This is a genomic window from Streptomyces sp. NBC_00154, from assembly GCF_026342835.1.
Lineage (GTDB): Bacteria > Actinomycetota > Actinomycetes > Streptomycetales > Streptomycetaceae > Streptomyces.
The window spans coordinates 2,315,433-2,340,515 of sequence record NZ_JAPEMI010000001.1 but is presented as its reverse complement, the minus strand read 5'-3'; the positions used below and the strand labels follow the sequence as shown (position 1 = coordinate 2,340,515).

General features: G+C 70.0%; 28 protein-coding genes. 20 read left to right on the top strand and 8 right to left on the bottom strand.

The genetic code is table 11. The annotated features are described in order from the left end of the window. Positions 1-35 precede the first annotated feature (35 nt). The 9 genes from map (at position 36) to truA (ending at position 6,015) form a co-directional block, all read left to right on the top strand. Entirely contained in the window at positions 36-872 is an 837-nt protein-coding gene (map, locus tag OHA03_RS10290; RefSeq protein WP_267003000.1) for a type I methionyl aminopeptidase, read from the top strand. Between the two features lie 246 nt (positions 873-1,118). After that, positions 1,119-1,340, top strand: coding sequence for a translation initiation factor IF-1 (infA, locus tag OHA03_RS10285; protein WP_003956442.1), 222 nt, complete (start codon positions 1,119-1,121; stop codon positions 1,338-1,340). Positions 1,341-1,400: 60 nt separating this feature from the next. After that, positions 1,401-1,514: a 50S ribosomal protein L36 gene (gene rpmJ, locus OHA03_RS10280; protein WP_003956441.1), complete on the top strand. Its 114-nt coding sequence runs from the start codon at positions 1,401-1,403 to the stop codon at positions 1,512-1,514. A gap of 197 nt (positions 1,515-1,711) precedes the next feature. Continuing rightward, positions 1,712-2,092 (top strand): 30S ribosomal protein S13, encoded by a 381-nt coding sequence (gene rpsM / locus OHA03_RS10275; protein ID WP_014047799.1) that lies wholly within the window; start codon positions 1,712-1,714, stop codon positions 2,090-2,092. A 105-nt stretch (positions 2,093-2,197) separates the two neighbouring features. Beyond that, positions 2,198-2,602: a 30S ribosomal protein S11 gene (rpsK, locus tag OHA03_RS10270; RefSeq protein WP_003956432.1), complete on the top strand. Its 405-nt coding sequence runs from the start codon at positions 2,198-2,200 to the stop codon at positions 2,600-2,602. 29 nt (positions 2,603-2,631) lie between these two features. Continuing rightward, positions 2,632-3,258, top strand: a complete 627-nt coding sequence (gene rpsD / locus OHA03_RS10265; RefSeq protein WP_267002997.1) for a 30S ribosomal protein S4 — start codon at positions 2,632-2,634, stop codon at positions 3,256-3,258. A 109-nt stretch (positions 3,259-3,367) separates the two neighbouring features. Then, the gene (locus OHA03_RS10260) at positions 3,368-4,390 is read left to right on the top strand and encodes a DNA-directed RNA polymerase subunit alpha (RefSeq protein ID WP_031080491.1); all 1,023 of its coding nucleotides are present in this window, start codon (positions 3,368-3,370) and stop codon (positions 4,388-4,390) included. A 179-nt stretch (positions 4,391-4,569) separates the two neighbouring features. After that, complete coding sequence (gene rplQ / locus OHA03_RS10255) at positions 4,570-5,073, top strand: 50S ribosomal protein L17 (RefSeq protein WP_267002990.1); 504 nt, start codon at positions 4,570-4,572, stop codon at positions 5,071-5,073. Positions 5,074-5,160: 87 nt separating this feature from the next. Further along, positions 5,161-6,015, top strand: a complete 855-nt coding sequence (gene truA / locus OHA03_RS10250) for a tRNA pseudouridine(38-40) synthase TruA (protein WP_267002988.1) — start codon at positions 5,161-5,163, stop codon at positions 6,013-6,015. 12 nt (positions 6,016-6,027) lie between these two features. Here the strand turns inward: truA and OHA03_RS10245 are convergent, their stop codons facing one another. Then, positions 6,028-7,923 (bottom strand): hypothetical protein, encoded by a 1,896-nt coding sequence (locus OHA03_RS10245; protein ID WP_267002986.1) that lies wholly within the window; start codon positions 7,921-7,923, stop codon positions 6,028-6,030. A gap of 18 nt (positions 7,924-7,941) precedes the next feature. Continuing rightward, positions 7,942-8,796, bottom strand: coding sequence for a hypothetical protein (locus OHA03_RS10240; protein WP_267002984.1), 855 nt, complete (start codon positions 8,794-8,796; stop codon positions 7,942-7,944). 58 nt (positions 8,797-8,854) lie between these two features. Between OHA03_RS10240 and OHA03_RS10235 the strand changes: the two genes are divergently transcribed. The 4 genes from OHA03_RS10235 (at position 8,855) to glmM (ending at position 13,327) form a co-directional block, all read left to right on the top strand. Next, positions 8,855-10,483, top strand: coding sequence for an ABC-F family ATP-binding cassette domain-containing protein (locus OHA03_RS10235; protein ID WP_267007998.1), 1,629 nt, complete (start codon positions 8,855-8,857; stop codon positions 10,481-10,483). A 227-nt stretch (positions 10,484-10,710) separates the two neighbouring features. Continuing rightward, complete coding sequence (gene rplM, locus OHA03_RS10230; RefSeq protein WP_030979660.1) at positions 10,711-11,154, top strand: 50S ribosomal protein L13; 444 nt, start codon at positions 10,711-10,713, stop codon at positions 11,152-11,154. Positions 11,155-11,198: 44 nt separating this feature from the next. Continuing rightward, entirely contained in the window at positions 11,199-11,726 is a 528-nt protein-coding gene (gene rpsI, locus OHA03_RS10225; protein WP_030979658.1) for a 30S ribosomal protein S9, read from the top strand. A 239-nt stretch (positions 11,727-11,965) separates the two neighbouring features. Beyond that, a complete protein-coding gene (gene glmM / locus OHA03_RS10220; protein ID WP_267002981.1) occupies positions 11,966-13,327 on the top strand; it encodes a phosphoglucosamine mutase in 1,362 nt (453 codons plus the stop codon). Between the two features lie 69 nt (positions 13,328-13,396). On the opposite strand, the gene OHA03_RS10215 is transcribed toward glmM, so the two are convergent. The 6 genes from OHA03_RS10215 to OHA03_RS10190 all read right to left on the bottom strand — a co-directional run bounded on the left by OHA03_RS10215 (position 13,397) and on the right by OHA03_RS10190 (position 17,232). Continuing rightward, positions 13,397-14,356: a DUF389 domain-containing protein gene (locus tag OHA03_RS10215; RefSeq protein ID WP_267002978.1), complete on the bottom strand. Its 960-nt coding sequence runs from the start codon at positions 14,354-14,356 to the stop codon at positions 13,397-13,399. Between the two features lie 26 nt (positions 14,357-14,382). Beyond that, complete coding sequence (gene coaA / locus OHA03_RS10210; RefSeq protein WP_030914205.1) at positions 14,383-15,378, bottom strand: type I pantothenate kinase; 996 nt, start codon at positions 15,376-15,378, stop codon at positions 14,383-14,385. 86 nt (positions 15,379-15,464) lie between these two features. Further along, positions 15,465-15,899, bottom strand: a complete 435-nt coding sequence (locus OHA03_RS10205; RefSeq protein WP_267002974.1) for a hypothetical protein — start codon at positions 15,897-15,899, stop codon at positions 15,465-15,467. A gap of 256 nt (positions 15,900-16,155) precedes the next feature. Continuing rightward, on the bottom strand, positions 16,156-16,302 hold the full coding sequence (locus OHA03_RS10200; protein ID WP_267002972.1) for a hypothetical protein: 147 nt from the start codon (positions 16,300-16,302) through the stop codon (positions 16,156-16,158). After that, positions 16,299-16,490, bottom strand: a complete 192-nt coding sequence (locus OHA03_RS10195) for a hypothetical protein (RefSeq protein ID WP_267002970.1) — start codon at positions 16,488-16,490, stop codon at positions 16,299-16,301. Before OHA03_RS10195 ends, OHA03_RS10200 begins: the two co-directional genes overlap by 4 nt. A gap of 226 nt (positions 16,491-16,716) precedes the next feature. Beyond that, positions 16,717-17,232, bottom strand: coding sequence for a hypothetical protein (locus OHA03_RS10190; protein ID WP_267002939.1), 516 nt, complete (start codon positions 17,230-17,232; stop codon positions 16,717-16,719). A 350-nt stretch (positions 17,233-17,582) separates the two neighbouring features. Between OHA03_RS10190 and glmS the strand changes: the two genes are divergently transcribed. The 7 genes from glmS to tsaE all read left to right on the top strand — a co-directional run bounded on the left by glmS (position 17,583) and on the right by tsaE (position 24,950). Then, positions 17,583-19,430, top strand: coding sequence for a glutamine--fructose-6-phosphate transaminase (isomerizing) (glmS, locus tag OHA03_RS10185; protein WP_267002937.1), 1,848 nt, complete (start codon positions 17,583-17,585; stop codon positions 19,428-19,430). Between the two features lie 24 nt (positions 19,431-19,454). After that, on the top strand, positions 19,455-19,823 hold the full coding sequence (locus OHA03_RS10180) for a holo-ACP synthase (protein ID WP_267007997.1): 369 nt from the start codon (positions 19,455-19,457) through the stop codon (positions 19,821-19,823). Positions 19,824-19,827: 4 nt separating this feature from the next. Further along, the gene (locus OHA03_RS10175; RefSeq protein ID WP_267002935.1) at positions 19,828-21,288 is read left to right on the top strand and encodes an NAD(P)H-hydrate dehydratase; all 1,461 of its coding nucleotides are present in this window, start codon (positions 19,828-19,830) and stop codon (positions 21,286-21,288) included. Between the two features lie 34 nt (positions 21,289-21,322). Beyond that, on the top strand, positions 21,323-21,733 hold the full coding sequence (locus tag OHA03_RS10170) for a DUF488 domain-containing protein (protein WP_267002933.1): 411 nt from the start codon (positions 21,323-21,325) through the stop codon (positions 21,731-21,733). A gap of 94 nt (positions 21,734-21,827) precedes the next feature. Beyond that, the gene (gene alr, locus OHA03_RS10165; protein WP_267002931.1) at positions 21,828-23,048 is read left to right on the top strand and encodes an alanine racemase; all 1,221 of its coding nucleotides are present in this window, start codon (positions 21,828-21,830) and stop codon (positions 23,046-23,048) included. 74 nt (positions 23,049-23,122) lie between these two features. Then, a complete protein-coding gene (locus OHA03_RS10160; RefSeq protein ID WP_030979644.1) occupies positions 23,123-24,388 on the top strand; it encodes an alpha/beta fold hydrolase in 1,266 nt (421 codons plus the stop codon). Then, positions 24,357-24,950, top strand: a complete 594-nt coding sequence (gene tsaE / locus OHA03_RS10155; RefSeq protein ID WP_267002929.1) for a tRNA (adenosine(37)-N6)-threonylcarbamoyltransferase complex ATPase subunit type 1 TsaE — start codon at positions 24,357-24,359, stop codon at positions 24,948-24,950. The genes OHA03_RS10160 and tsaE overlap by 32 nt, the downstream gene beginning before the upstream one ends. Positions 24,951-25,083 lie beyond the last annotated feature (133 nt).

Here is a 25,083-nt window from a genome sequence, read left to right as displayed (position 1 = left end):
TTCGATACCCGTCCGATGCAGAGAGGCGCCGCGTAATGGTGCAGATCAAGACCCCCGAGCAGATCGCGAAGATGCGTGAGGCAGGGCTGGTGGTCGCTGCCATTCACGCGGCCACGCGGGAAGCGGCCGTGCCCGGTGCCACCACCCAGGACCTGGACCAGGTCGCGCGCAAGGTGATCGCCGACCACGGTGCGAAGTCGAACTTCCTCGGGTACGGCGGGTTCCCCGCGACCATCTGCACCTCGGTCAACGAGGTCGTCGTCCACGGCATCCCGGACGACAAGACCGTCCTCAAGGACGGCGACATCATCTCCATCGACGCCGGCGCGATCGTCGACGGCTGGCACGGCGACGCCGCGTACACCGCGTTCGTCGGCACCGGTCACGCTCCGGAGCTCATCGAGCTGTCCCGGGTGACCGAGGAGTCCATGTGGGCCGGGATCGCCGCGATGAAGGTGAACAACCGCCTCGTCGACATCTCGAAGGCGATCGAGTCCTACATCCGCCGCCAGCCCCGCCCCGCCACCGGCAAGTACGGGATCATCGAGGACTACGGCGGCCACGGCATCGGCACCGAGATGCACATGGACCCGCATCTGCTGAACTATGTCGCGCGCAAGCGAGGCAAGGGCATCAAGCTCGTACCCGGCGTCTGCCTGGCGATCGAGCCGATGGTCTCGCTCGGTACGGCGCAGACCGAGGTGCTCCAGGACGACTGGACGGTCATCACGACGGACGGTACCTGGTCCTCCCACTGGGAGCACTCGATCGCCCTCACCGAGCAGGGCCCCCTGGTCCTGACGGCCCCCGACTGCGGCCGCGCGAAGCTCGCGCAGTACGGCGTCGAGGTGGCCCCGGACCCGCTGGGCTGATCACTCACCCGACGGACGGAGTCCGGCGCAGCGGGCCGAAGCTTGTGGGTCGGTCGATGCGGCCCCGGACCCGCCGGGCCGAGAACGCTCGCCCGGGCAGGTCTAAGGATCTACTCTGGTGGGCAAACTTGACGGATTCGTCTTTTGGGGTCCGCTGACGTAGACTGACTCGTCGGCTCTCGTGCATCCGTGTGTCCACATACGGGGCAGAGAGTCGATCAAGGTAGCCGATTCGAAAGGCGAAGCGTGGCCAAGAAGCAAGGTGCCATCGAAATTGAGGGCACCGTGATCGAGTCCCTCCCGAACGCCATGTTCAAGGTGGAACTCCAGAACGGTCACAAGGTCCTCGCGCACATCTCCGGCAAGATGCGGATGCACTACATCCGAATCCTCCCGGACGACCGGGTCGTGGTGGAGCTCTCTCCGTACGACCTGACGCGTGGCCGGATCGTCTACCGATACAAGTAGATCTTGCCCACGCCCTGCTTCGGCAGAGTGGTGGCACTGACCCGGAGAACCTGACATCCCATGAAGGTCAAGCCGAGCGTCAAGAAGATCTGCGACAAGTGCAAGGTGATCCGCCGTCACGGTCGGGTCATGGTCATCTGCGACAACCTGCGCCACAAGCAGCGCCAGGGCTGACGCACGACCCCCTGCATCTCGCAGCACTTCGCGCGACGCACGTAATACGTACATACGCAGAGCCCGTCCAAGCCACGGCTGACGACACCTCCGGCGGGGGCCGGGGACCCGGACGTACCACCTCTCCTTCCTCGGAGCGGTCGGCGGCCGGGAGTGGCACTGCGGAAGACCCCCGAAATAACAACTGGAGCCATTGAATGGCACGCGTTTCAGGTGTTGACATCCCGCGCGAAAAGCGCGTGGAGGTCGCCCTCACCTACGTCTTCGGTATCGGGCGCACCCGGTCCAAGGAGATCCTTGCCACCACGGGTGTGAACCCGAACACCCGCGTTCGTGACCTGGCCGAAGAGGACCTGGTCAAGATCCGCGAGTACGTGGACGCCAACCTCCGCACCGAGGGTGACCTTCGCCGCGAGATCCAGGGCGACATCCGCCGCAAGATCGAGATCGGCTGCTACCAGGGCATCCGCCACCGTCGTGGTCTGCCGGTCCACGGCCAGCGCACCAGCACGAACGCCCGTACCCGCAAGGGCCCGCGTCGCGCGATCGCCGGTAAGAAGAAGCCGGGCAAGAAGTAGTCCTCAGCGGACGTACTGCGGCAGTTCGGATCCCCGGATCGTCGCAGCATCCAGCGGTCTTCGCTGTAGGACCGATCACCTCCCCTCTCCATCTGGAGTCAAGACATGCCCCCCAAGGGTCGTCAGGGCGCAGCCAAGAAGGTGCGTCGCAAGGAAAAGAAGAACGTCGCTCACGGCCACGCGCACATCAAGAGCACGTTCAACAACACCATCGTCTCGATCACGGACCCCTCGGGCAACGTGATCTCCTGGGCCTCCGCCGGCCACGTCGGCTTCAAGGGCTCGCGCAAGTCCACCCCCTTCGCCGCGCAGATGGCCGCCGAGTCGGCCGCCCGCCGCGCGCAGGAGCACGGCATGCGCAAGGTTGACGTTTTCGTCAAGGGTCCGGGCTCCGGCCGCGAGACCGCGATCCGCTCCCTCCAGGCCACGGGCCTCGAGGTCGGTTCGATCCAGGACGTCACCCCCACTCCGCACAACGGATGCCGGCCGCCCAAGCGCCGTCGCGTCTGACGCACTGAAGCAACGGAGACAACTGGAAAATGGCGCGATACACCGGGGCCGACTGCAAGCGTTGCCGTCGGGAGAAGCAGAAGCTGTTCCTTAAGGGCAGCAAGTGCGAGAGCGCGAAGTGCCCGATCGAGATCCGTCCTTACCCCCCGGGTGAGCACGGACGCGGGCGCACCAAGGACAGCGAGTACCTTCTTCAGCTTCGTGAGAAGCAGAAGTGCTCGCGGATCTACGGTGTCCTTGAAAAGCAGTTCGTGAACTACTACAAGGAAGCGAACAAGAAGTCCGGCAAGACCGGTGAGAACCTTCTGCGCATCCTTGAGACCCGCCTCGACAACGTGGTCTACCGGGCCGGCTTCGCCAAGTCCCGCGACCACGCCCGTCAGCTGGTGCGTCACGGACACATCACCGTGAACGGCACGAAGACCGACATTCCGTCGGCCCGCGTCGCCGCGAACGACGTCATCGAGGTTCGCCAGAAGTCCAAGGCCCTGACCCCCTTCCAGGTGGCCCAGGCCGAGGCCGGCGAGCGCACCGTTCCGGCATGGCTCGAAGCCGTGCCGTCGACGATGCGGATCCTCGTGCACTCCCTGCCCGAGCGCCAGGTGATCGACACCCAGGTGCAGGAGCAGCTGATCGTCGAGCTCTACTCCAAGTAGGAGAGCTCGTGGGTCCGGGCGGTACGGCTCTTTCGGGTCGTGCCGCCCGTACCCTTGTCAGTATCTGGGGGCGTCAAATAGTGGGCGCCCACGACTGAAGGATCGAAGCATGCTTATCGCTCAGCGTCCCTCGCTGACCGAAGAGGTCGTTGACGAGTTCCGCTCCCGGTTCGTGATCGAGCCGCTGGAGCCGGGCTTCGGCTACACCCTCGGTAACTCTCTCCGCCGTACGCTCCTCTCCTCGATCCCCGGCGCTGCTGTCACCAGCATCCGGATCGACGGTGTCCTGCACGAGTTCACCACCGTGCCGGGCGTCAAGGAGGACGTCACCGACCTCATCCTCAACATCAAGCAGCTGGTCGTCTCCTCGGAGCACGACGAGCCGGTCGTGATGTACCTGCGCAAGCAGGGTCCCGGCCTGGTCACCGCTGCTGACATCGCCCCGCCGGCCGGTGTCGAGGTCCACAACCCGGACCTGGTCCTGGCCACGCTGAACAGCAAGGGCAAGCTGGAGATGGAGCTGACCGTCGAGCGCGGTCGCGGCTACGTCTCCGCCGTCCAGAACAAGCAGGTGGGCCAGGAGATCGGCCGTATCCCCGTCGACTCCATCTACTCGCCGGTGCTCAAGGTCACGTACAAGGTCGAGGCGACCCGTGTCGAGCAGCGCACCGACTTCGACAAGCTGATCGTCGACGTCGAGACCAAGCAGGCCATGCGTCCCCGTGACGCCATGGCGTCGGCCGGTAAGACCCTGGTCGAGCTGTTCGGTCTGGCGCGCGAGCTCAACATCGATGCCGAGGGCATCGACATGGGCCCGTCCCCGACGGACGCCGCGCTCGCCGCCGATCTGGCGCTGCCGATCGAGGAGCTCGAGCTCACGGTCCGTTCGTACAACTGCCTCAAGCGTGAGGGCATCCACTCCGTGGGTGAGCTCGTCGCTCGTTCCGAGGCCGACCTGCTCGACATCCGCAACTTCGGTGCGAAGTCGATCGACGAGGTCAAGGCGAAGCTGGCCGGTATGGGCCTGGCGCTCAAGGACAGCCCGCCCGGATTCGACCCGACCGCCGCTGCCGACGCCTTCGGCGCCGACGACGACGCGGACGCGGGCTTCGTCGAGACCGAGCAGTACTAGTACGCCTCCGGCCGGGCGCCTGGATTTCCGGGCGCCCCGGACCGGGGTGAGGCTCCGGCCTCAATCGCCGGACGGGCTCGATGAGCCCCGACGGCCCATGATCTTCCGTGAGGCGGCCGCTTCACGGGAACTGACACCGGTACCTGATACGGCCGGTGCAGCACACAAGGAGATACACCATGCCGCGTCCCGCAAAGGGTGCCCGTCTGGGCGGCAGCGCCGCGCACGAGCGTCTGCTTCTCGCGAACCTCGCGAAGTCGCTGTTCGAGCACGGCCGCATCACGACGACCGAGGCCAAGGCCCGCCGCCTGCGTCCGGTCGCCGAGCGTCTGATCACCAAGGCGAAGAAGGGCGACATCCACAACCGTCGCCTGGTTCTGCAGACGATCACGGACAAGGGCATCGTGCACACGCTCTTCACCGAGATCGCCCCGCGCTACGAGAACCGCCCCGGTGGTTACACGCGCATCACCAAGATCGGCAACCGTCGTGGCGACAACGCCCCGATGGCCGTCATCGAGCTGGTCGAGGCGCTGACCGTGGCGCAGCAGGCCACCGGTGAGGCCGAGGCGGCGACGAAGCGTGCGGTCAAGGAAGACTCCCTCAAGAAGGAAGCGGCCCCGGCCGAGTCCGACGAGGTCGTCGAGGACGCCGCTCCGGCGGAGGAGTCCAAGGACGCCTGAGCGTTCTGAGACCACTGGACGGGCCCGCACCACCCTTCGGGGCGGTGCGGGCCCGTTCCGCATGTTCAGGCTTGAGAGGATCGTTGGGTGAGTGACGAAGTAGAGCCGGGGTTCGTGCGGGTACGGCTGGACCTTGCGTACGACGGCAAGGAGTTCTCCGGCTGGGCGAAGCAGACCGCCCGGCGCACGGTGCAGGGGGAGATCGAGGACGCACTGCGGACCGTGACGAGGTCGTCGCGGACGTACGACCTGACGGTCGCCGGGCGCACCGACGCCGGGGTGCACGCCCGGGGCCAGGTCGCGCATGTCGATCTGCCGGCCGAGGTGTGGGCCGAGCACGGCGAGCTGCTCCTGAGGCGGATGGCCGGGCGGATGGCACCCGACGTACGGATCTGGCGGGTGGCCGAGGCCCCGGTGAGGTTCAACGCGCGCTTCTCCGCGTTGTGGCGGCGCTACGCGTATCGGATCTCCGACCGGCCCGGTGGGGCCGATCCGCTGATGCGTGGTCATGTGCTCTGGCACGACCGGCCGTTGGATGTGGACGCGATGAATGCGGCGTCGGCCCGGATGCTCGGGGAGCACGACTTCGCCGCGTACTGCAAGAAGCGCGAGGGCGCGACGACCATCCGTACGCTGCAGAAGCTGAGTTGGGTACGGGACGCGGAGTCCGGGGTCGTCACCGGGACCGTGCAGGCCGATGCCTTCTGCCACAACATGGTGCGTGCGCTCGTGGGGGCGATGCTGTTCGTGGGTGACGGGCGTCGGCCCGACCCGTGGCCCGCCCAGGTGCTGGCTGCCGGGGTGCGGGATCCGGGAGTGCATGTGGTGCGGCCGCACGGGCTGACGCTGGAGGAAGTCGCCTACCCGGCCGATGAGTTGCTTGCCGCGCGCAACAAGGAGGCGCGCAATGTGCGGTCGCTGCCGGGACGCGGGTGCTGCTGAGGCGGACCGGGCTCAGCGGGACATCTTTCCCTGGTGTGCCCGCCGTCGGCACCACGCCCCCGTCAACTGTCCCGCCAGGAACAGTGCGGTGAGCGTCGACAGCGTCGACCGGACCGGGCCGATGTCCGGGGTCCACCAGGCGTAGGCCGCGGCCGCCGTGAACAGCAGCAGGCCCAGGACGCGCAGCAGCCACCAGCGGACCGGGCGGGGTTCGTAGGTGCCGGGGGCCGGCGGGTGGCTGCCGTCCTCCGTCGCCATCGTGTCGCGCATCCCGGCGAGCAGCCCGCGGCGGGTGAGGACCCGGGCGCCGGGGAGGGTGTCCAGGATCTCCGGGCGGGTGCCGAAGTCCGCGGGGAGCGGTGGCAGGGCGAGGGCGGCCAGCAGGTCGGACTGGTGCCGGGTCGGGTTGCCGGTGGAGCGGAGGATGTGGGTCAGAGGGCGCGGGTCCGCGACGGCGAAGAGCCGGGACAGGGTGGCGGCCGTGGCGGTGACCGTGGTGTGGTCCGGAGCCGGGGACGTCGTGTTCCACTCGTGCGCTGCCAGCGGTCTGCCCTTGTGGAACACGGTGAAGCCGCAGCGTTCGGGGGTGCGGCGCAGGACCAGCGTCGGCCACTTCTCACCGGTGGTGAAGTTGTCGGCCGCCGTGGTCAGCCGGTCCTCCGTGGACAGGACCGAGCGTTTGGCCGGCTTGAGGTCGGGGACGGCCTCGATGTACGTGTGCGTCGCCGATGCCGGGGCCGTACGCAGGGAGATGCCGCACATCAGCGCGGCCTGTGCCACGTCCTCCGGGCGGGCGGCCGCTATCGCGAGCGCGCACGGGGCGTCCGCCGTCCAGCCGGTGGCCGGTACGGAGTGGGGGTGCGAGGGACGGGCGAAGAACGGGGTCCTGGTCGCCACATGGATACGGACGCCCGAGCGGGTCTCGAGGAACTCCTGGCGCGGGTCGTCGCCGAAGTACGCCCAGGGGTATTTGGTGGCGGCGGTACCGATGGCGCGGAACGTGTCCAGGGCGTCGTGCCAGCGGTCCTGGCGCAGCAGCATCAGGGCCAGCTGGTTGCGGAAGCCGGCGGCTTCGCGGCTGCCCGGGGCGTATTCGGCGGAGAGGGCCAGAGCGCGGGTGACGGCGGCCGCCACGCGGGGCGCGAACGGGTCGGGGCCGGCGGGGGCGGTCGTCGGGCCGGTGGTGAGGACCTCGTACTCCAGCGCCGCCGACAGGGGCAGCGCGTGCAGCTTGGAGCCGGGCGGGGCCGTGTCGGCCGCGCTCTCGGCGAAGGCGAACATCTCCTCGTGCGAGCCGTGCCACTTCGCGCACAGGTACTGCAGGGCCGCGGTGTGGCAGCCGTAGTGGTGCGGATCGCGGGCGGTCGCCTCGGCCCAGTAGTCGTCGAAGACGGCACGCGGGGCCTGGCTGCCGAGTGCGTGGGTGAGGGCGATGCGCCAGGGGACCGGGTCGGTGGGGTTGAGCTCGGCCGCCGCGCCGATCACCGGGGCCGCGTCCTCCAGGAGCGCGAAGAAGGCCTGGAACTGGTCGTGCGAGACATGCCGGGCGCGGGCCGCCGTACGTATCTCCCAGGCCTGGCCGATACGGAGCTCGGCCTTGACCAGGGCCGCGTCCGGATCCTCGGGCGCCCCGTCCAGCCACGCGTCCAGCCAGCCGGGGTTGTGCAGCGCGGCCTCGGCGAGACGCGTGACGTACCCGTCCCTCAGCTCCCACTGGGCGTGCGCGCGGGTCGCGGCGAGGAGGTCACGGGCGGGGCCGTGGTCGCCCGCGGCGGCCGCCGTCAGTGCCGCACGCAGCGGCGCGTCCGGCGGGTCGACGACCACGGCCTCGTCCGGCGGCAGGTCCGCGCCGATCGTGGCGCTGTGGCGCAGTACCCGGGGGAGCGTGAGCAGGAAGGGAAGGCGCACGACGTCTTCGGGGCCGGATCAGCCGGTCGACGCGGTGGCCGCGGCGGAGGCCTGGACCTCGCCGCGGTGGCGTATCTGCCGGAACGTGAAGTTCCGCAGGTCGTCGCCGACGGTGAAGACGTTCTTGTCGGCCTTGGTGACGTTCTTGCCGTTCGTGAAGCCGCCGATGGTGAAGTAGGCGTAGCGGCCGTACCAGTTGGTGGTGCGACGGCAGATCGAACCACCGCGGCAGAATGTCGGCACGCCCGCACCGCTCAGCGACGCCAGGCCGCCCGACGCCTGCTGCGCCGACTTCTTCGCCTGCGCCTCCGTCTCGAAGACCGCGACACCGACGGTCACGGCGACCCCCGCCCTGCTGTACGTGGCGCGGATGACTTGGTCGCAACCGTTGTTCATGAGGATCGAGCCGAGTGCGCCCTGCGTGGTCGCCGCGCAGTTCGTGGTGCGGTGCGTGGCGCCCTTGGTGTACCCGCGGTCGCCCATCGTCAGCTTCTTGCCCGGGTAGAAGGAGTCGATGGTGAGCGGCGCCTTGTCCTTCTTCACGTCGGAGACGTAGTCCTTCGGGTCCGGCGGGGGCGGGGGCGCCACCGTGGAGAAGGACGGCTCGGGCTCGGCCGAGTCGGTCGGCAGATCGGCGGGTCCCGGCAGTTGGCTCGCGTTCGTGTCCGAGCCGGTGGAGCCGCCGTTGTTGTTGGTCGAGATGACGGCTGTGGCGACGATTGCCGCGACCGCGGCGGTGGCGAGCGCGCCGCCGCCGATCAGCAGCCACTTCTTACGACGGCTCCGCGCGGCGGATGCCTCGGCCAGCGCCGCCCAGTCCGGAGTCTGATTGCCCCCGGGCCCCCAGGAGGGCCCCCCTTGCCCAAAGCTCATGCCGCGAATCCTAGACGGAACGTAAACCGGTTGGGCCAGGGCTTCGCGGGCCGTGACAATGCTGTGCATGGGACATCTTGAAGCGGGTCATCTGGAGTACTACCTACCGGACGGGCGGGTGCTGCTCGGCGATGCTTCGTTCCGGGTCGCGGACGGGGCCGTCGTCGCCCTCGTCGGGGCGAACGGCGCCGGAAAGACGACGCTGCTGCGACTCCTGTCCGGGGAGCTCCAGCCGCACGGCGGCACCGTGTCGGTGAGCGGCGGACTCGGGGTGATGCCGCAGTTCGTGGGCTCGGTCCGGGACGACCGTACGGTCAGGGATCTGCTCGTCTCCGTCGCCCAGCGGCGCATCCGGGAGGCCGCGCAGGCGGTCGACAGGGCCGAGGAGCTGATCCTCACGGTCGACGACGAGGCCGCGCAGATGAAGTACGCGCAGGCCCTCAGTGACTGGGCGGAGGCCCGCGGATACGAGGCCGAGACCGTCTGGGACATGTGCACCATGGCCGCGCTCGGTGTTCCGTACGAGAAGGCGCAGTGGCGTGAGGTGCGGACGCTCAGCGGGGGCGAGCAGAAGCGGCTCGTGCTGGAGGCGCTGCTGCGCGGTCCGGACGAGGTGCTGCTGCTCGACGAGCCGGACAACTATCTCGACGTCCCCGGCAAGCGGTGGCTGGAGTCGAAGCTCAAGGAGACGCGGAAGACGGTGCTCTTCGTCTCCCACGACCGGGAGCTGCTGTCCCGGGCCGCCGAGAAGATCGTCAGCGTGGAGCCCAGCCCGGCGGGAAGCGATGTGTGGGTGCACGGCGCCGGCTTCGATACGTACCACCAGGCCCGCAAGGACCGGTTCGCGCGGTTCGAGGAGCTGCTGCGGCGCTGGGAGGAGGAGCACGCCCGGCTGAAGGCGCTGGTCCACCGGCTGCGGCAGCAGGCGGCGATCAGTCCCGACATGGCGTCGCGCTACCGGGCCATGCAGACCCGCTTCAAGAAGTTCGAGGACGCGGGGCCGCCGCCGGAGCCGCCGCGCGAGCAGGACATCAAGATGCGTCTGCGCGGCGGCCGGACCGGTGTGCGCGCCGTGACCTGCAAGGGGCTCGAACTGACCGGGCTGATGAAACCGTTCGACCTGGAGATCTTCTATGGGGAACGGGTCGCCGTCCTCGGCTCGAACGGGTCGGGCAAGTCGCACTTCCTGCGGCTGCTGGCCGGGGAGCCGGTGGCGCACACGGGCGAGTGGAAACTCGGCGCGCGGGTCGCGCCCGGGCACTTCGCGCAGACGCACGCCCATCCGGAGCTGATGGGGCACACGCTCGTCGAGATCCTGTGGACCGAGCACGCGAAGGACCGGGGCGGGGCCATGTCGGTACTGCGCCGGTACGAGCTGGAGCGGCAGGGGGACCAGCCCTTCGAGAAGCTGTCCGGCGGGCAGCAGGCGCGGTTCCAGATCCTGCTGCTGGAGCTGGCGGGGACCACCGCGCTGCTGCTGGACGAGCCGACGGACAACCTGGACCTGGAGTCGGCGGAGGCGCTGCAGGACGGCCTCGAGGCGTACGACGGGACCGTGATGGCCGTCACGCACGACCGGTGGTTCGCGAAGTCGTTCGACCGCTATCTGGTGTTCGGGTCGGATGGGGTGGTGCGGGAGACCGTGGAGCCGGTGTGGGACGAGCGCAGGGTCGAGCGGGAGCGGTAGGGCCGGCGCGTTTTGACCCGTCCCGGGCGGGGCGGGTACTGTCGGGGGTTGTTATACGTATCGGCTTCGTCGTTCTCACGCGAAGAGCCCTTACGTAGGTTCTCTGGAGCAGTTACCAGTGGCTCGCATACGGACAGCGTTCCCGGCATTGTGGGCCCCAGCTGCATGATCGCTTCAGGGGTGCCATGTGTCTGGACCTCATCCACTGAAGAAGCGAAGGCTACGAAGTGCGTACGTACAGCCCCAAGCCCGGCGATGTCACTCGCCAGTGGCACATCATCGACGCCGAGGACATCGTCCTGGGTCGTCTGGCCACCACGGCTGCGAACCTCCTCCGAGGCAAGCACAAGGCGATTTACGCCCCCCACATGGACATGGGCGACTTCGTCATCATCATCAATGCCGAGAAGGTTCACCTCTCCGGCAACAAGAAGACCCAGAAGATGGCGTACCGCCACTCCGGGTTCCCGGGTGGTCTGCGCTCCGTGCGCTACGACGAGCTGCTCTCCAAGAACCCGGAGAAGGCCATCGAGAAGGCCATCAAGGGCATGATCCCCAAGAACACCCTGGGCCGTCAGATGCTCTCGAAGCTCAAGGTCTACGCGGGCGACCAGCACCCGCACGCTGCTCAGCAGCCGGTCCCGTTCGAGATCACCCAGGTCGCGCAGTAGTTCCGGCCTCCCCCTAAGACATAAAGAAAGATCTGAGGAGCATCGTGGCCGAGACCACTGTTGAGAACCCCATCGAGGGCACCGAGGGCGAAGAGGTTTTCGCCGAGGTGACCACCTTCGAGTCCGAGGTTCCCGTCGAGGGCGAGTACACCAGCGAGTCGCTGGCGTCCCGCTTCGGCGACCCGCAGCCCGCCGCCGGCCTTGGCCGTCGGAAGAACGCCATTGCCCGCGTCCGGATCGTTCCGGGCACCGGCAAGTGGAAGATCAACGGTCGCACCCTTGAGGACTACTTCCCCAACAAGGTGCACCAGCAGGAAGTCAACGAGCCCTTCAAGGTGCTCGAGCTCGACAACCGCTACGACGTCATCGCCCGCATCTCGGGTGGCGGCGTCTCGGGTCAGGCCGGTGCCCTGCGCCTCGGTGTCGCCCGTGCGCTGAACGAGGCGGACGTGGACAACAACCGCGCCCCGCTGAAGAAGGCCGGCTTCCTCTCCCGCGACGACCGTGCGGTCGAGCGCAAGAAGGCCGGTCTCAAGAAGGCCCGTAAGGCCCCGCAGTACAGCAAGCGCTAATCCGCCTGCTCAGCTGCTTTACACGTTCGCCCCGGCGGCACTTCTCGTGCCTCCGGGGCGTTCGTCTATAGACGCCCTCAGGCGTATAACGGCATGAGACGTTCATAGGCCCGCCCTGGTCGGCATCACTCTTCGCGTCGCCACGCGTCTCGCCTTGCGTCTTGCCCTCAGTCGTTTTGACTTGTGATGGCTTGTTTTGTTTTTGCGGTTCGGTTTCGGAGCATCTTCGGAGGACACCAGTGGGACGACTCTTCGGCACGGACGGTGTACGTGGTGTCGCCAATGCGGATCTGACGGCCGAGCTCGCGCTCGGTCTGTCGGTGGCTGCGGCGCATGTGCTTGCTGAGACGGGCACCCTCGACGGAGGGCGGCGGCCGACAGCCGTGGTGGGCCGTGACCCACGCGCGTCCGGAGAGTTCCTGGAGGCCGCTGTCGTGGCCGGTCTGGCGAGCGCCGGCGTGGACGTCCTGCGCGTCGGTGTGCTGCCCACCCCCGCGGTGGCGTACCTCACCGGCGCGCTGGGCGCCGACCTCGGCGTGATGCTCTCCGCCAGCCACAACGCCATGCCGGACAACGGGGTCAAGTTCATCGCCCGTGGTGGTCACAAGCTCTCCGACGAGCTCGAGGACCGGATCGAGACGCTGTACGAGCAGCACCGCACCGGTGCGCCGTGGGAGCGTCCGACCGGTGCCGGTGTGGGCCGTGTCACGGAGTACGCAGAGGGCTTCGACCGGTATGTGGCGCACCTCGTCGCGGTCCTGCCGAACCGGCTCGACGGGCTGAAGATCGTCCTCGACGAGGCGCATGGCGCGGCCGCCCGGGTCTCGCCCGAGGCCTTCGCACGGGCCGGCGCCGAGGTGATCACGATCGGTGCGGCGCCGGACGGTCTGAACATCAACGCCGGCTGCGGTTCCACCCATCTGGACCTGCTGAAGGCCGCCGTCGTCGAGCACCACGCCGACTTCGGTATCGCGCACGACGGCGACGCCGACCGCTGCCTCGCCGTGGACGCCTCGGGCGAGGAGGTCGACGGCGACCAGATCCTGGCCGTGCTCGCCCTCGCCATGCGCGAGGCCGGACAGCTGCGCAAGGACACCGTGGTCGGCACGGTGATGTCCAACCTCGGCTTCAAGATCGCCATGGAGCGTGAGGGCATACACGTCGTCCAGACCGCTGTCGGTGACCGGTACGTACTGGAGTCGATGAAGGCCGAGGGCTTCGCGCTGGGCGGCGAGCAGTCCGGCCATGTCATCGTCCTCGACCACGCCACGACCGGTGACGGCACGCTGACCGGCCTGCTGCTGGCGGCCCGGGTCGTTGCCACCGGCCGTACGCTCGCCGAACTCGCCGGCGTCATGCAGCGGCTCCCGCAGATCCTGATCAACGTCCCGGACGTCGACAAGTCCCGGGTGGAGACGTCGGCGGAGCTGGCGGCCGCGATCGACGAGGCGGAGCGCGAGCTGGGTGACACCGGCCGCGTACTGCTGCGCCAGTCGGGCACCGAGCCGCTGGTGCGGGTCATGGTCGAGGCGGCCGACATCGAGCAGGCGCGGTCGGTGGCCGGGCGGCTGGCCGATGTGGTGAAGTCCGCGCTCGGGTAGCGCGTCGTCCTGCTGTTGCCGAGCGCCGGAGGGGCCCGATGCACGCATCGGGCCCCTCCGGCGCTTCTCTCAGGCCTGGGCGGCGCCCGAGGCCGCGGCGGCGGTCCGGCGGTGGTGGGCTGCCCACAGCGCCTTCTGGAGCAGCAGCGTCAGTGTCCCCGCGAGCACGATCCCGCCGAGGTTCGCCATCAGCTGGCCCACCGAGCCCCACATCTGCCCGTAGTCCCGGTAGCTGAACGCCACCGCGGCATTGGCCGCGGCCGGCACGGTCGTCACCGAGATCGCGACGCCGATCAGCGCCCCGGACTTCGTCGAGGTGAGGGAGAGCGTCCCCGCGATGCCCGCCAGGAACGCCACCACGAACGACATCCAGTCCGGCTTCCAGATGAACGCCGTGTTGGGCCGGGCCGCCTCGACCATCGCCTCCGTGAACAGCCCGAAGGCGTTCATCATCCAGGCGAACCCGACCGTCACCACTATCGCGACGGCGAACCCGGCGATCAGCGTCCACAGCGAACGCCACGCCAGACGCGGGGCGCGCTGCACCAGCGCCGTGGAGATACCGGCCAGCGGCCCGAACTCAGGGCCCACCGCCATCGCGCCCACGATCAGGATCGCGTTGTCGAGCATCACGCCGCAGGCGGCGAGCATCGTCGCGACCGAGAGGAATGCCGCATAGGTGATGCTGAACGTCGACTCCTCGTGGGTCGCGTCCGTCAGCTTCTCCCACAGCACGGCGTCCACGCCCTCGCCCGGAGCGTCCTTCTTGGCCCGGTCGGCGAGGGCGGAGAGCGTCAGGTCCGAGTGTTCGACGGTGATCGAGCCGGACTCGTCGATACCGAGTGTGCGCAGGGCGTTGATCAGCTCGTCGCCCGCCTCGCGCGCCACGTCGCACAGCACCACATCGCCCGCCGGGTCACGGGCGGCCGCGGGCAGCACCACCAGATGCGTGGTGCCGACAGTGTGCTCGACGAGATGCAGCACCTCGTCCGTACGGTCGGCGGGGACGATCAGGCGCAGGTGCAGCACGCGGGTACTCCCGGGAGGTCGGAGTCTCAGAGTTTGCGCAGCGACAGACGTTGGACCTTGTGATCCGGGCCCTTGCGCAGCACCAGGGTGGCACGGCCCCGGGTGGGGGCCACATTTTCCAGCAGATTGGGCTTGTTGATGGTCCGCCACATCGTGCGGGCGTACTCCATGGCCTCCTCCTCGGAGACCTGTGTGTACTTACGGAAGTACGAGAACGGGTTCTGGAACGCGGTCTCGCGCAGTTTGCGGAAGCGGTTGAGATACCAGGTCTCGATGTCCTCGGCCCGCGCGTCCACGTACACACTGAAGTCGAAGTAGTCGGCGAGCCCGACCCTGGTGCGGCCGTCCTTGCCGGGCAGCGCGGGCTGCAGCACGTTGAGGCCCTCGACGATCAGGATGTCGGGGCGGCGTACGGTGAGCCGCTCGCCCGGCACGATGTCGTAGATCAGGTGCGAGTAGACGGGCGCGGTCACCTCGTCCTTGCCGGCCTTGATGTCGGCGACGAAGCGGGTCAGGGCGCGTCGGTCGTACGACTCCGGGAACCCCTTGCGCGACATCAGCCCGCGCGCCTGGAGCTCCTTCATCGGCAGCAGGAACCCGTCCGTGGTCACCAGCTCGACCCGGGGGTGCTCGGGCCAGCGGGCCAGCAGCGCCTGGAGGATACGGGCGCTGGTGGACTTGCCGACGGCGACACTGCCCGCGACCCCTATGACGAAAGGAGTGCCGCGCTGCGCACCGTGGCCGTTGCCCGCGTCCCCGAGGAAGGTGTTGAGGGCGCCGCGCAGGCCGGAGGTGGCCTGGACGTAGAGGTTCAGGAGCCGGGAGAGCGGCAGGTAGACGTCCCGCACCTCGTCGAGGTCGATGACGTCCCCGAGCCCGCGCAGCTGCTCGACCTCGGCGGCGGTCAGCGGCAGTGGGGTCTTGTCGCGCAGGGCACTCCATTCGGCACGCGACAGGTCGACGTACGGCGTCGAAGCGTGCTCGGCGCGTCGCTGGGTGCTCCGTGGCGGCGAAGTGATCACAGGTTCATTGTTGCGGGAGTTTTGACGGAGTGGGGGGTGGGGTCGGTCACGTGGGGAGACGAAAGGGCTCGTGCCGGACGTGCCACCTACGGTTGTGTGCTCACTTTCCTGAGCACACAGAGCTCTCCGCTGTCGGGGTCGCCGATGAAGGTCCACAGGAGGGCGGAATCGGGCTTGCCCCTGGCCACGAGTTCGCCACTGACATCGCTGGGGGCGAACTCGACGGACACCTCCGTGGCGTTGTCGTCGTACTCGGACACTTGCGAGTCCCAGGTTCCGGTCCCGGTCATGGTGGAGGGGAAATCGAATCCGGAACTGGCGCCGGTGCCGGCGTCCCGGTAGTCGCCGCAGGCCTCCGTGGCGCTGAAGGTGCCGTTCGCGGCGAATACGAGCTGTCCGCCCTGGTCGTCCGGCTCCGGGGGAGCGTTCACGGTACGCAGGATGACCAGACCCATGGGAAGGAGCACCACGAGGCCCGCACCGATGCAAAGCCCCAGCACGACGGCGGTCCCGTTCGACATCGGGCGCTTCGGCCGATGGGGCGGAGGAGGCCCCGGGTGCGGCTGAGAAGGCCGGAGGTCCCACGGCGGGCGTGTCGGTACGTCTGGTCTCTCGGCGCCGGACACGCGCCCGCACCCCCCGAGTGCTCGGCCGGTGGGCTGACACCCGGCAGCGACATGATGCACCCGTGGGTGTCCGCCGTCGACGACAGGGGTCGGTGTCCGCACCTCTGTGGCGGACACCGGGCCCTACCTGCAGCCGCGGGGGGTATCAGCCTCAGCGGCCGATCCGCAGCGACCTCAGCACGGACCGGGTCCGGCTCTTCAGCCCGCCGCCGGGAGAGGACGCGGGCCGGGGGATGGAGTCGGCGTCACGTTCCGGCATCCGTACCACCGCGGCGGCCGGTACCCCGGCGTCGATCACCGCGACCGGTCCGGGCCGAGCCGGTCGTACAGCGTCGGTTCCACCGCGACGGTGAAGCCGTCGAGGCCCGTGAGGTGCCGGGCGCCGTCCGGGAAGACCTGCAGGGCGGCGCAGGCCTCGTACCGCACGGTGATCTCGCCGCCGGGGGTGCGCAGCGTGACACTCCTGGGGCCGACGACCAGTGCCACGTCGTCGTTCCCGGGGGAGCGGTGCGTGGTCCCCGCGAGGGCCCGGGACGTGGTGGACCACTGCGGGCGGACGTGAACCCGGCCCCTTCGACGTCCCGGCCCGGCACCTGGATCAGTGCCGTGGAGTGCAGCTCGCGGGCCACGTCGCGCAGGTCGCCGACGGTGACGGCGGCCAGCTCGGCCCGGTGCTCGTCGGGGGTGAGGTTCCGGTGTCCGCAGAGCAGGTTCAGTGCGTACGAGGGCAGTCTGGCCGCCCCGGCGTCGGGTGTGTCGTACACCTTGAGGATCTTGGCACGCGCCGAGTCGAGTTCGGACTGCTCGATGCGGCCCGCCCGCAGCCTGGCCAGCACGTCAACGAAGCCACCGACCACCGCGTCCCGCTTCTTGGAAGGGCGTCGGCGAACGCGGTGATGGTCGCGAAGTCGTTGTCGCGCGGGTGGTAGCTGCTGTCGGCGATGTACGAGTAGCCGCCGTTCTGGCGCAGATCGGTGTAGAGCGCACGGCCGAGCACCTCGCGGAGGAGCGTGGCGGCCGTGGAGCGTCGGACGATGCCGTCCAGGACGACTCCGCCGTCGTCACCGTGGATGAAGGCCGGGGTGACGGGCAGCGCCGACGTCACCACGGGCGGCGGCTGCGGGGAGCCGGCCGGAAGGGCCAGGTCGAGTCCGTCGGGCACGGTGTCACTGGTGATCCACAGGACGGCGTTGTCCCGGGTGAACCGGGTCCGTGCCCAGTCGCGCACCGCGTCCGCGGTCAGATGCCAGGTGCGGTACTCGGCGTAGCTGAGGCCGTATCAGGGTGCTGGTCTGTGACATGACAGTCCTCGGAGCGGACGCGACCGGTGGGGGCTCGCGTGCGGGACGGCTCGCGGGCGTGTCGACGACGGGCGGGGTGAGACAACGAAGAACCGGAGGTTAGCAGCCTGCGCGGACAGTGCGGCGGTGAGTTTTCCAGCCGTCCGCCGCGCGGAACCGGAGGGGACTTCACCTCACGTCAGGGCCACGCCGACGCCGCCGACGAATGTTCCCGGCCGCCCCGCGCCCCTTCTGCGACGATGCCAAGCGAGGGGAGGGCGACCACGAAAGGATCGTTATGTGTGGAATCGTCGGTTACGTCGGTGGGCAGTCCGCGCTTGATGTTGTCGTCGCGGGGCTCAAGCGCCTCGAATACCGGGGTTACGACTCCGCGGGCATCGCCGTTCTCGCGGACGGCGGGCTTGCCTCCGTGAAGAAGGCCGGGAAGCTCGTCAATCTGGAGAAGGCGCTGGTGGAGCAGCCCCTTCCGGCCGGGACCACCGGGATCGGGCACACCCGTTGGGCCACCCACGGCGCTCCCACCGATGCCAATGCCCACCCGCATCTCGACAACGCGGGGCGCGTCGCCGTCGTGCACAACGGCATCATCGAGAACTTTGCCGCGCTGCGCGCCGAACTTGCCGAGCGCGGCCACGATCTGGCGTCCGAGACCGACACCGAGGTCGTCGCCCATCTGCTCGCCGAGGCGTACTCGTCGAGCGGTGATCCGGCGGAGGCGATGCGGCAGGTCTGCCGGCAGCTCGAAGGGGCGTTCACTCTGGTGGCCGTGCATGCCGATGAGCCGGATGTGGTGGTGGGGGCCCGGCGGAACTCGCCGCTGGTGGTCGGGGTCGGGGAGGGGGAGGCGTTTCTGGCCTCCGACGTGGCCGCGTTCATCGCGCACACCCGCTCCGCTATCGAGCTGGGGCAGGATCAGGTCGTCGAGCTGCGGCGGGAGTCCGTCACGGTCACCGACTTCGACGGACAGCCCGCCGATGTCCGTAAGTACCACGTGGACTGGGACGCTTCCGCGGCCGAGAAGGGCGGCTACGACTACTTCATGCTCAAGGAGATCTCCGAGCAGCCGAAGGCGGTCGCCGATACCCTGCTGGGCCGGATCGACCGCGCGGGCTCGCTCCACCTCGACGAGGTGCGCATCCCGCCGCATGTGCTCCGGGAGGTCGACAAGGTCGTCATCGTCGCCTGCGGGACCGCGTTCCACGCCGGGATGATCGCCAAGTACGCCATCGAGCACTGGACCCGGCTGCCCTGCGAGACGGAGCTCGCCAGCGAGTTCCGCTACCGCGATCCGATCCTCGACCAGCGCACCCTCGTCATCGCGATCTCCCAGTCCGGGGAGACGATGGACACGCTGATGGCTCTGCGGCACGCCCGCGAGCAGGGAGCGAAGGTCCTCGCCATCTGCAATACGAACGGGTCGACCATTCCACGTGAGTCCGACGCGGTGCTGTACACGCACGCCGGACCGGAGGTCGCCGTCGCCTCGACCAAGGCGTTCCTGACGCAGCTCGTCGCCTGCTATCTCGTCGCCCTGTATCTCGGCCAGACCCGCGGCACGAAGTGGGGCGACGAGATCCGGACCGTCGTCCGGCAGCTCTCCGAGGTCCCCGGGCAGGTCGAACAGGTGCTGGAGACCATGGAGCCGGTGCGAGAGCTGGCCCGCTCGCTGGCGCACCAGGACACCGTCCTCTTCCTGGGGCGCCATGTGGGTTACCCGGTGGCCCTCGAAGGCGCGTTGAAGCTCAAGGAACTCGCGTACATGCATGCCGAGGGCTTCGCCGCCGGTGAGCTGAAGCACGGGCCGATCGCGCTCATCGAGAACGACCTGCCGGTCGTCGTGGTCGTGCCGTCGCCGCGCAGCCGGTCGGTGCTCCACGAGAAGATCGTGTCGAACATCCAGGAGATCCGGGCGCGTGGCGCGCGCACCATCGTCATCGCGGAGGAGGGCGACGAGGCGGTCGTTCCGTACGCCGACCATCTGATCTGGATCCCCGCTACGCCTACGCTGCTTCAGCCGCTGGTGGCGACCGTGCCGTTGCAGGTCTTCGCCTGCGAACTGGCCACCGCCCGCGGCAACGAGGTGGACCAGCCACGCAATCTGGCGAAGTCCGTGACCGTCGAGTGAACCAATGAATGAGTGAGTGAGCGCGTGATCATCGGGGTCGGGATCGATGTGGCGGAGATCGAACGGTTCGACGCGGCGCTGCAGCGTACGCCGCATCTGGCTCAGCGGCTGTTCCTGGACAGCGAGTTGCTGCTGCCCAGCGGCGAGCGGCGTGGGATCGCCTCGCTGGCCGCCAGGTTCGCCGCCAAGGAGGCCATCGCCAAGGCGCTGGGTGCGCCCGGCGATCTGCTGTGGACGGATGCCGAGGTGTTCGTCGAGGACAGCGGGCAGCCCCGGCTGCGCGTCGTCGGCACCGTCGCCGCGCGCGCGGCCGAGCTGGGCGTACAGCACTGGCACGTCTCGCTGAGCCATGACGCGGGGGTGGCGTCGGCCGTGGTGATCGCGGAGGGTTGACCGTATGCGAACTGCGTACAGCGTGGAGACCGTACGGGCCGCCGAGCGCGCCCTGATGGCGCGGCTGCCCGACGGCGCCCTGATGCAGCGGGCCGCCGCGGGTCTCGCGGCGGCCTGCGCCGATCTGCTGCGGCGGAGCGGCCGGGTGTACGGCTCCCGGGTCGTCCTGCTCGTCGGCAGCGGCGACAACGGCGGCGACGCGCTGTACGCGGGGGCCCGGCTGGCCCGGCGCGGCGCGGGCGTCCGCGCCCTGCTGACCGCGCCGGACCGGGCCCACGAGGGCGGGGTCGCGGCGCTCCGCGCGGCGGGCGGGCGTGTGGACGGCGCCGACCAGGTGAGCACGGACCTGATCGGCCGTGTCGATCTCGTCGTCGACGGCATCACCGGCATCGGCGGCCGCGGCGGGCTGCGTGAGGGCGCTGCCGCGCTGGTGCGGGCCCTCGAGGCGACGGGGGCGCCGATCGTCGCCGTCGATCTGCCCAGCGGTGTCGAGGCGGACACCGGTGAGGTGCTCGGCGACGCCGTGCGGGCCGATGCGACGGTCACCTTCGGCACGTACAAACCGGGGCTGCTCATCGACCCGGCCGCCGACCGGGCGGGCGCGCTGCGCCTCGTCGACATCGGGCTCGACGACGAGCTGCCCGGCGTACCCGATCTGGAGGCGCTGCAGTACGCGGATGTCGCCGCGCTGCTGCCCGTTCCCGCCAGTGAGAGCGACAAGTACCGGCGCGGGGTCGTCGGCATCGTCGCCGGGTCCGCCCGGTATCCGGGAGCGGCGGTGCTCGCCGTCGGCGGGGCGCTGCGGGGCGGTGCGGGGGCGGTGCGGTACGTCGGCCCGGGCGCCGACGCCGTGATCGCCCGGCACCCCGAGACCCTCGTCCACTCGGGGCCGCCGTCGAAGGCGGGGCGGGTGCAGGCATGGGTCGTCGGCCCCGGGCTCGGTGACGGTACGGCGGCCGTCTCGGCGGTCGCCGACGTGCTGGCCGCCGATGTCCCGGTGCTGGTGGACGCGGACGGGCTGCGGCTGCTCGACGCCTCCGTCGTGCGGTCGCGCACCGCTCCGACGCTGCTCACCCCGCACGCCGGGGAGGCTGCCGCGCTGCTCGGCGTGCCGCGCGAGGAGGTCGAGGCGGGGCGGCTCGCCGCCGTGCGGGAACTCGCCGCCCGCTACCGCGCCACCGTGCTGCTCAAGGGGTCGACGACGCTGGTCGCCACCGACACCGAGCACACTCCCGTACGGGTCAATCCGACCGGCACCTCCTGGCTGGCCACGGCGGGCAGCGGCGACGTCCTCTCCGGGCTGACGGGATCCCTGCTGGCCGCGGGCCTCGATCCGCGCGACGCCGCCTCCGTCGGTGCCCATCTGCACGGTCTGGCGGCCCGGCACGCCTCGGACGGCGGCCCGGTCGCCGCGCAGGACGTCGCGGACGCGATCCCGGCGGCGTGGCGGGACGTACGGGCCTGAGCGATCCTGAGCACCAGCAGGCAGGGAACCGCAGATGAGAGCCGGTGAGGAGTGGTCGACGGTGGGCAGCAGTTCGGTACGGGTACGCCGGGTGTACGACCCGCAGGAGGACGGTGACGGGACCCGGGTCCTCGTCGACCGGCTCTGGCCCCGCGGCGTCGCCAAGGACCGGGCGAGGATCGACCGGTGGCTCAAGGACCTCACGCCGTCGAACGAACTCCGCTCCTGGTACCACGAGGACCGCACCGGCACCCGCTACGACGACTTCGTCGACCGCTACCGTGCCGAGCTCGCCGACCCCGTGCACACGGCGGCGGTCCATGAGCTGGTGGAACTGGTCCGCGCGGGCGGTCCGGTGACCCTGGTCACGGCGGTGAAGGACGTCCCGCACAGTCATGTCCCGGTTCTCGTCGAGCATGTGGAACATGAGCTGCGCCACCGGTGACGTCGGTGGCGTCGTGCGTGGTCCCGACGCCCCTGACGCGCCCCGGGCCCGGTACCTGAGGGCCCTGCCGTACGCCTCTGAGAGACTGGGCGCGATGAACGAGACAGCGTCCTTGAGAGCCCGAGCCGAGATCGACCTCGCCGCACTGCGCGCCAACGTGCGCGCGCTGCGTGCCCGGGCGGCCGGCGCGCAACTCATGGCCGTCGTCAAGTCCGACGCGTACGGGCACGGGGCGGTGCCGTGTGCCAGGGCCGCGCTCGAAGCCGGGGCGACCTGGCTCGGCACCGCGACGCCGCACGAGGCACTGGCCCTGCGCGCCGCCGGGCTCGGCGGCCGGGTGATGTGCTGGCTGTGGACGCCGGGCGGACCCTGGCGCGAGGCGATCGAGGCCGACATCGACGTGTCGGTGAGCGGTATGTGGGCGCTGCGCGAGGTCGTCGCCGCGGCCGAGGACGCCGGCCGGCCGGCCCGTATCCAGCTCAAGGCCGACACGGGCCTCGGGCGCAACGGCTGCCAGCCCGCCGACTGGCCGGAGCTGGTCGCCGCCGCCCGCACCGCCGAGCAGGCGGGCACGGTCCGCATCACCGGCCTCTGGTCCCACTTCGCCTGCGCCGACGAGCCGGGCCACCCGTCGATCGCCGCCCAGTTGGGTGTGTACCGGGACATGGTGGCGTACGCGGAGAAGGCGGGCGTCGAACCCGAGGTACGGCACATGGCGAACTCTCCGGCGACGCTGACGGTCCCCGAGTCGCACTTCGACCTCGTACGGACCGGGATCGCCATGTACGGCATCTCGCCCAGCCCCGAGCTGGGCACCCCGGCGGACTTCGGGCTGCGCCCGGTGATGACGCTCGCCGCGTCGATCGCCCTGGTCAAGCAGGTGCCGGCGGGTCACGGTGTCAGCTACGGGCACCACTACACGACGTCCGCCGAGACGACGCTCGGCCTGATCCCGCTCGGCTACGCGGACGGCATCCCGCGCCACGCCTCCGGGCGCGGCCCGGTCCTCGTCGGCGGCGCCCTGCGGCGGGTCGCGGGCCGGGTGGCGATGGACCAGTTCGTCGTCGACCTCGGTGGGGACGTCGTCGAGGTGGGCAGCGACGCGGTGCTGTTCGGGCCGGGGGACCGGGGTGAGCCGAGTGCCGAGGACTGGGCGGAGGCGGCCGGCACGATCGCGTACGAGATCGTCACCCGCATCGGCGGCCGGGTACCGCGCGTCTATGTGAACGAGACCCCGGCCGACGAGAACGACGCCCAGGCCGGCCCGGACGGGATCCGGGCCGCCGAGAACGAGACCGCGCCCGATCCGACCTGATCAAGCCCGATCCGGCACGTCCTGCATCTCCTGACCAGACCTGACGGACAACGATCGACGAGGAGCGCGGCACGGTGAGCGAGAGCAGTGCGGGGGACGCGATGGCGACGGCGGCCGCTGTGGCGGTCGGCTGGCGCCGGGCAGGCATTGCCGGAGCCGCCATAGGCGTGATCGCGGCCGGTGCGGCGGCCGGGGTCGCGGTCGAGCGGATGACTGTCGGCCGGGGCATGCGCAGGAGGGCCAGGCTGGCGCTGGACGCCTCGGGGCCGTACGGCTCGCTGCGCGGCATGCCCGGCCGGGCCACCGCCGACGACGGCACCGAGCTGTACTACGAGACCGACGAGGTCGAACCGGACGGTGGTACGGGCGCGGGTACCAGACCGGGGGCGGGCGCCGGGGCCGCCGGTACCGGACCGCGGCGGCGCCGGCTCTTCGGCCGCAAGGCCCCCGGGCCCGTCACCGTCGTCTTCAGCCACGGCTACTGCCTCAGCCAGGACTCCTGGCACTTCCAGCGGGCGGCGCTGCGCGGACTGGTGCGCACCGTGCACTGGGACCAGCGCAGCCACGGCCGCTCCGAGCGTGGCCGGGCCCAGGCCGAGGGTGTGACGGTCGGCATCGACCAGCTCGGCCGCGACCTGAAGGCGGTCATCGACGCGGCCGCCCCCGAGGGCCGGCTGCTGCTGGTCGGGCACTCGATGGGCGGCATGACGATCATGGCGCTCGCCGATCAGTACCCGCAGCTGATCCGGGACCGGGTCGCCGCCGTCGCGTTCGTCGGCACGTCGAGCGGGAAGCTCGGCGAGGTCAGCTTCGGGCTGCCGGTCGCGGGCGTGAACGCCGTGCGACGGGTACTGCCCGGGGTGCTGAAGGCCCTCGGCTCGCAGGCGGAGCTGGTGGAGCGGGGCAGGCGGGCGACCGCCGATCTCTTCGCCGGGCTCATCAAGCGGTACTCGTTCGGTTCGCGGGACGTGGATCCGGCGGTCGAGCGGTTCGCCGAGCGGCTGATCGAGTCCACCCCGATCGATGTGGTCGCGGAGTTCTACCCGGCCTTCACCGAGCACGACAAGAGTGCGGCGCTGCCCGCGTTCCGCGACATCCCGGTGCTGATCCTGGCGGGCGACAAGGACCTGGTGACGCCCAGTTCGCACAGCGAGGCCATCGCCGACGAGCTGCCGGACGCGGAGCTGGTCATCGTGCCGGACGCCGGGCATCTGGTGATGCTGGAGCACCCGGAGACGGTGACGGACCGGATGGCGGACCTGCTGGTCCGGATCGGAGCCGTACCGGCAGCGGCTAACGTTGGCGGGCATGGAAGCACCGCACAACAGCCTGGCGGCTGACGCCGCAAACGCACCGGGCGCGCACCCGGCGATCGGGGAGACGCAGGCCGGAGCAGCCCCGGCCGGGGAAACCCCGGTCACCGCCCGTCTCGACGTCACCTCCCCCGAACAGATGCAGGCCCTGGGCCGCCGGATCGCCGGCCTGCTGCGCCCCGGCGACCTCGTGATGCTCAGCGGTGAGCTCGGTGCCGGGAAGACGACGCTGACCCGGGGCCTCGGTGAGGGCCTCGGGGTGCGCGGCGCCGTGACCTCTCCCACCTTTGTGATCGCCCGCGTCCACCCGTCCCTGGGCATCGGCCCGGCGCTCGTCCATGTCGACGCGTACCGGCTGGGCGGCGGGCTCGACGAGATGGAGGACCTGGACCTCGACGTGTCGCTGCCGGAGTCGGTAGTGGTCGTGGAGTGGGGAGACGGCAAGGTCGAGGAGCTGTCGGACGACCGGCTGCACGTGGTGATCCACCGCGCGGTCGGCGATACGGCCGACGAACGGCGCTCGGTGACGCTGGTCGGGATCGGCGCGCGCTGGTCCGGGCTGCGGGCGGCGCTGGAAGCGGCGCACTGAGCCCGCGCAGACGAGTTTTCCGACAGGCTGTCGGCATATTGTTGCGCGGGGCAGGCCGGGCGTGGTCACATGGATGCCGAGAGCGGGTTAGGTCTACCTAACCACGCCTTCCACCGGAGCCCCAGGAGGCATC

What these genes read in the sequence shown, in the direction of transcription:
- glmS (WP_267002937.1), top strand. Translation starts at nt 17,583, where the DNA reads ATGTGTGGAATCGTCGGTTACGTCGGTGGGCAGTCCGCGCTTGATGTT.
- rpsK (WP_003956432.1), top strand. Translation starts at nt 2,198, where the DNA reads ATGCCCCCCAAGGGTCGTCAGGGCGCAGCCAAGAAGGTGCGTCGCAAG.
- OHA03_RS10260 (WP_031080491.1), top strand. Translation starts at nt 3,368, where the DNA reads ATGCTTATCGCTCAGCGTCCCTCGCTGACCGAAGAGGTCGTTGACGAG.
- map (WP_267003000.1), top strand. Translation starts at nt 36, where the DNA reads ATGGTGCAGATCAAGACCCCCGAGCAGATCGCGAAGATGCGTGAGGCA.
- OHA03_RS10240 (WP_267002984.1), bottom strand. Translation starts at nt 8,796, where the DNA reads ATGAGCTTTGGGCAAGGGGGGCCCTCCTGGGGGCCCGGGGGCAATCAG.
- rpsM (WP_014047799.1), top strand. Translation starts at nt 1,712, where the DNA reads ATGGCACGCGTTTCAGGTGTTGACATCCCGCGCGAAAAGCGCGTGGAG.
- alr (WP_267002931.1), top strand. Translation starts at nt 21,828, where the DNA reads ATGAACGAGACAGCGTCCTTGAGAGCCCGAGCCGAGATCGACCTCGCC.
- rplQ (WP_267002990.1), top strand. Translation starts at nt 4,570, where the DNA reads ATGCCGCGTCCCGCAAAGGGTGCCCGTCTGGGCGGCAGCGCCGCGCAC.
- OHA03_RS10205 (WP_267002974.1), bottom strand. Translation starts at nt 15,899, where the DNA reads ATGTCGAACGGGACCGCCGTCGTGCTGGGGCTTTGCATCGGTGCGGGC.
- rpmJ (WP_003956441.1), top strand. Translation starts at nt 1,401, where the DNA reads ATGAAGGTCAAGCCGAGCGTCAAGAAGATCTGCGACAAGTGCAAGGTG.
- OHA03_RS10175 (WP_267002935.1), top strand. Translation starts at nt 19,828, where the DNA reads ATGCGAACTGCGTACAGCGTGGAGACCGTACGGGCCGCCGAGCGCGCC.
- rpsD (WP_267002997.1), top strand. Translation starts at nt 2,632, where the DNA reads ATGGCGCGATACACCGGGGCCGACTGCAAGCGTTGCCGTCGGGAGAAG.
- tsaE (WP_267002929.1), top strand. Translation starts at nt 24,357, where the DNA reads ATGGAAGCACCGCACAACAGCCTGGCGGCTGACGCCGCAAACGCACCG.
- OHA03_RS10170 (WP_267002933.1), top strand. Translation starts at nt 21,323, where the DNA reads ATGAGAGCCGGTGAGGAGTGGTCGACGGTGGGCAGCAGTTCGGTACGG.
- OHA03_RS10235 (WP_267007998.1), top strand. Translation starts at nt 8,855, where the DNA reads ATGCTGTGCATGGGACATCTTGAAGCGGGTCATCTGGAGTACTACCTA.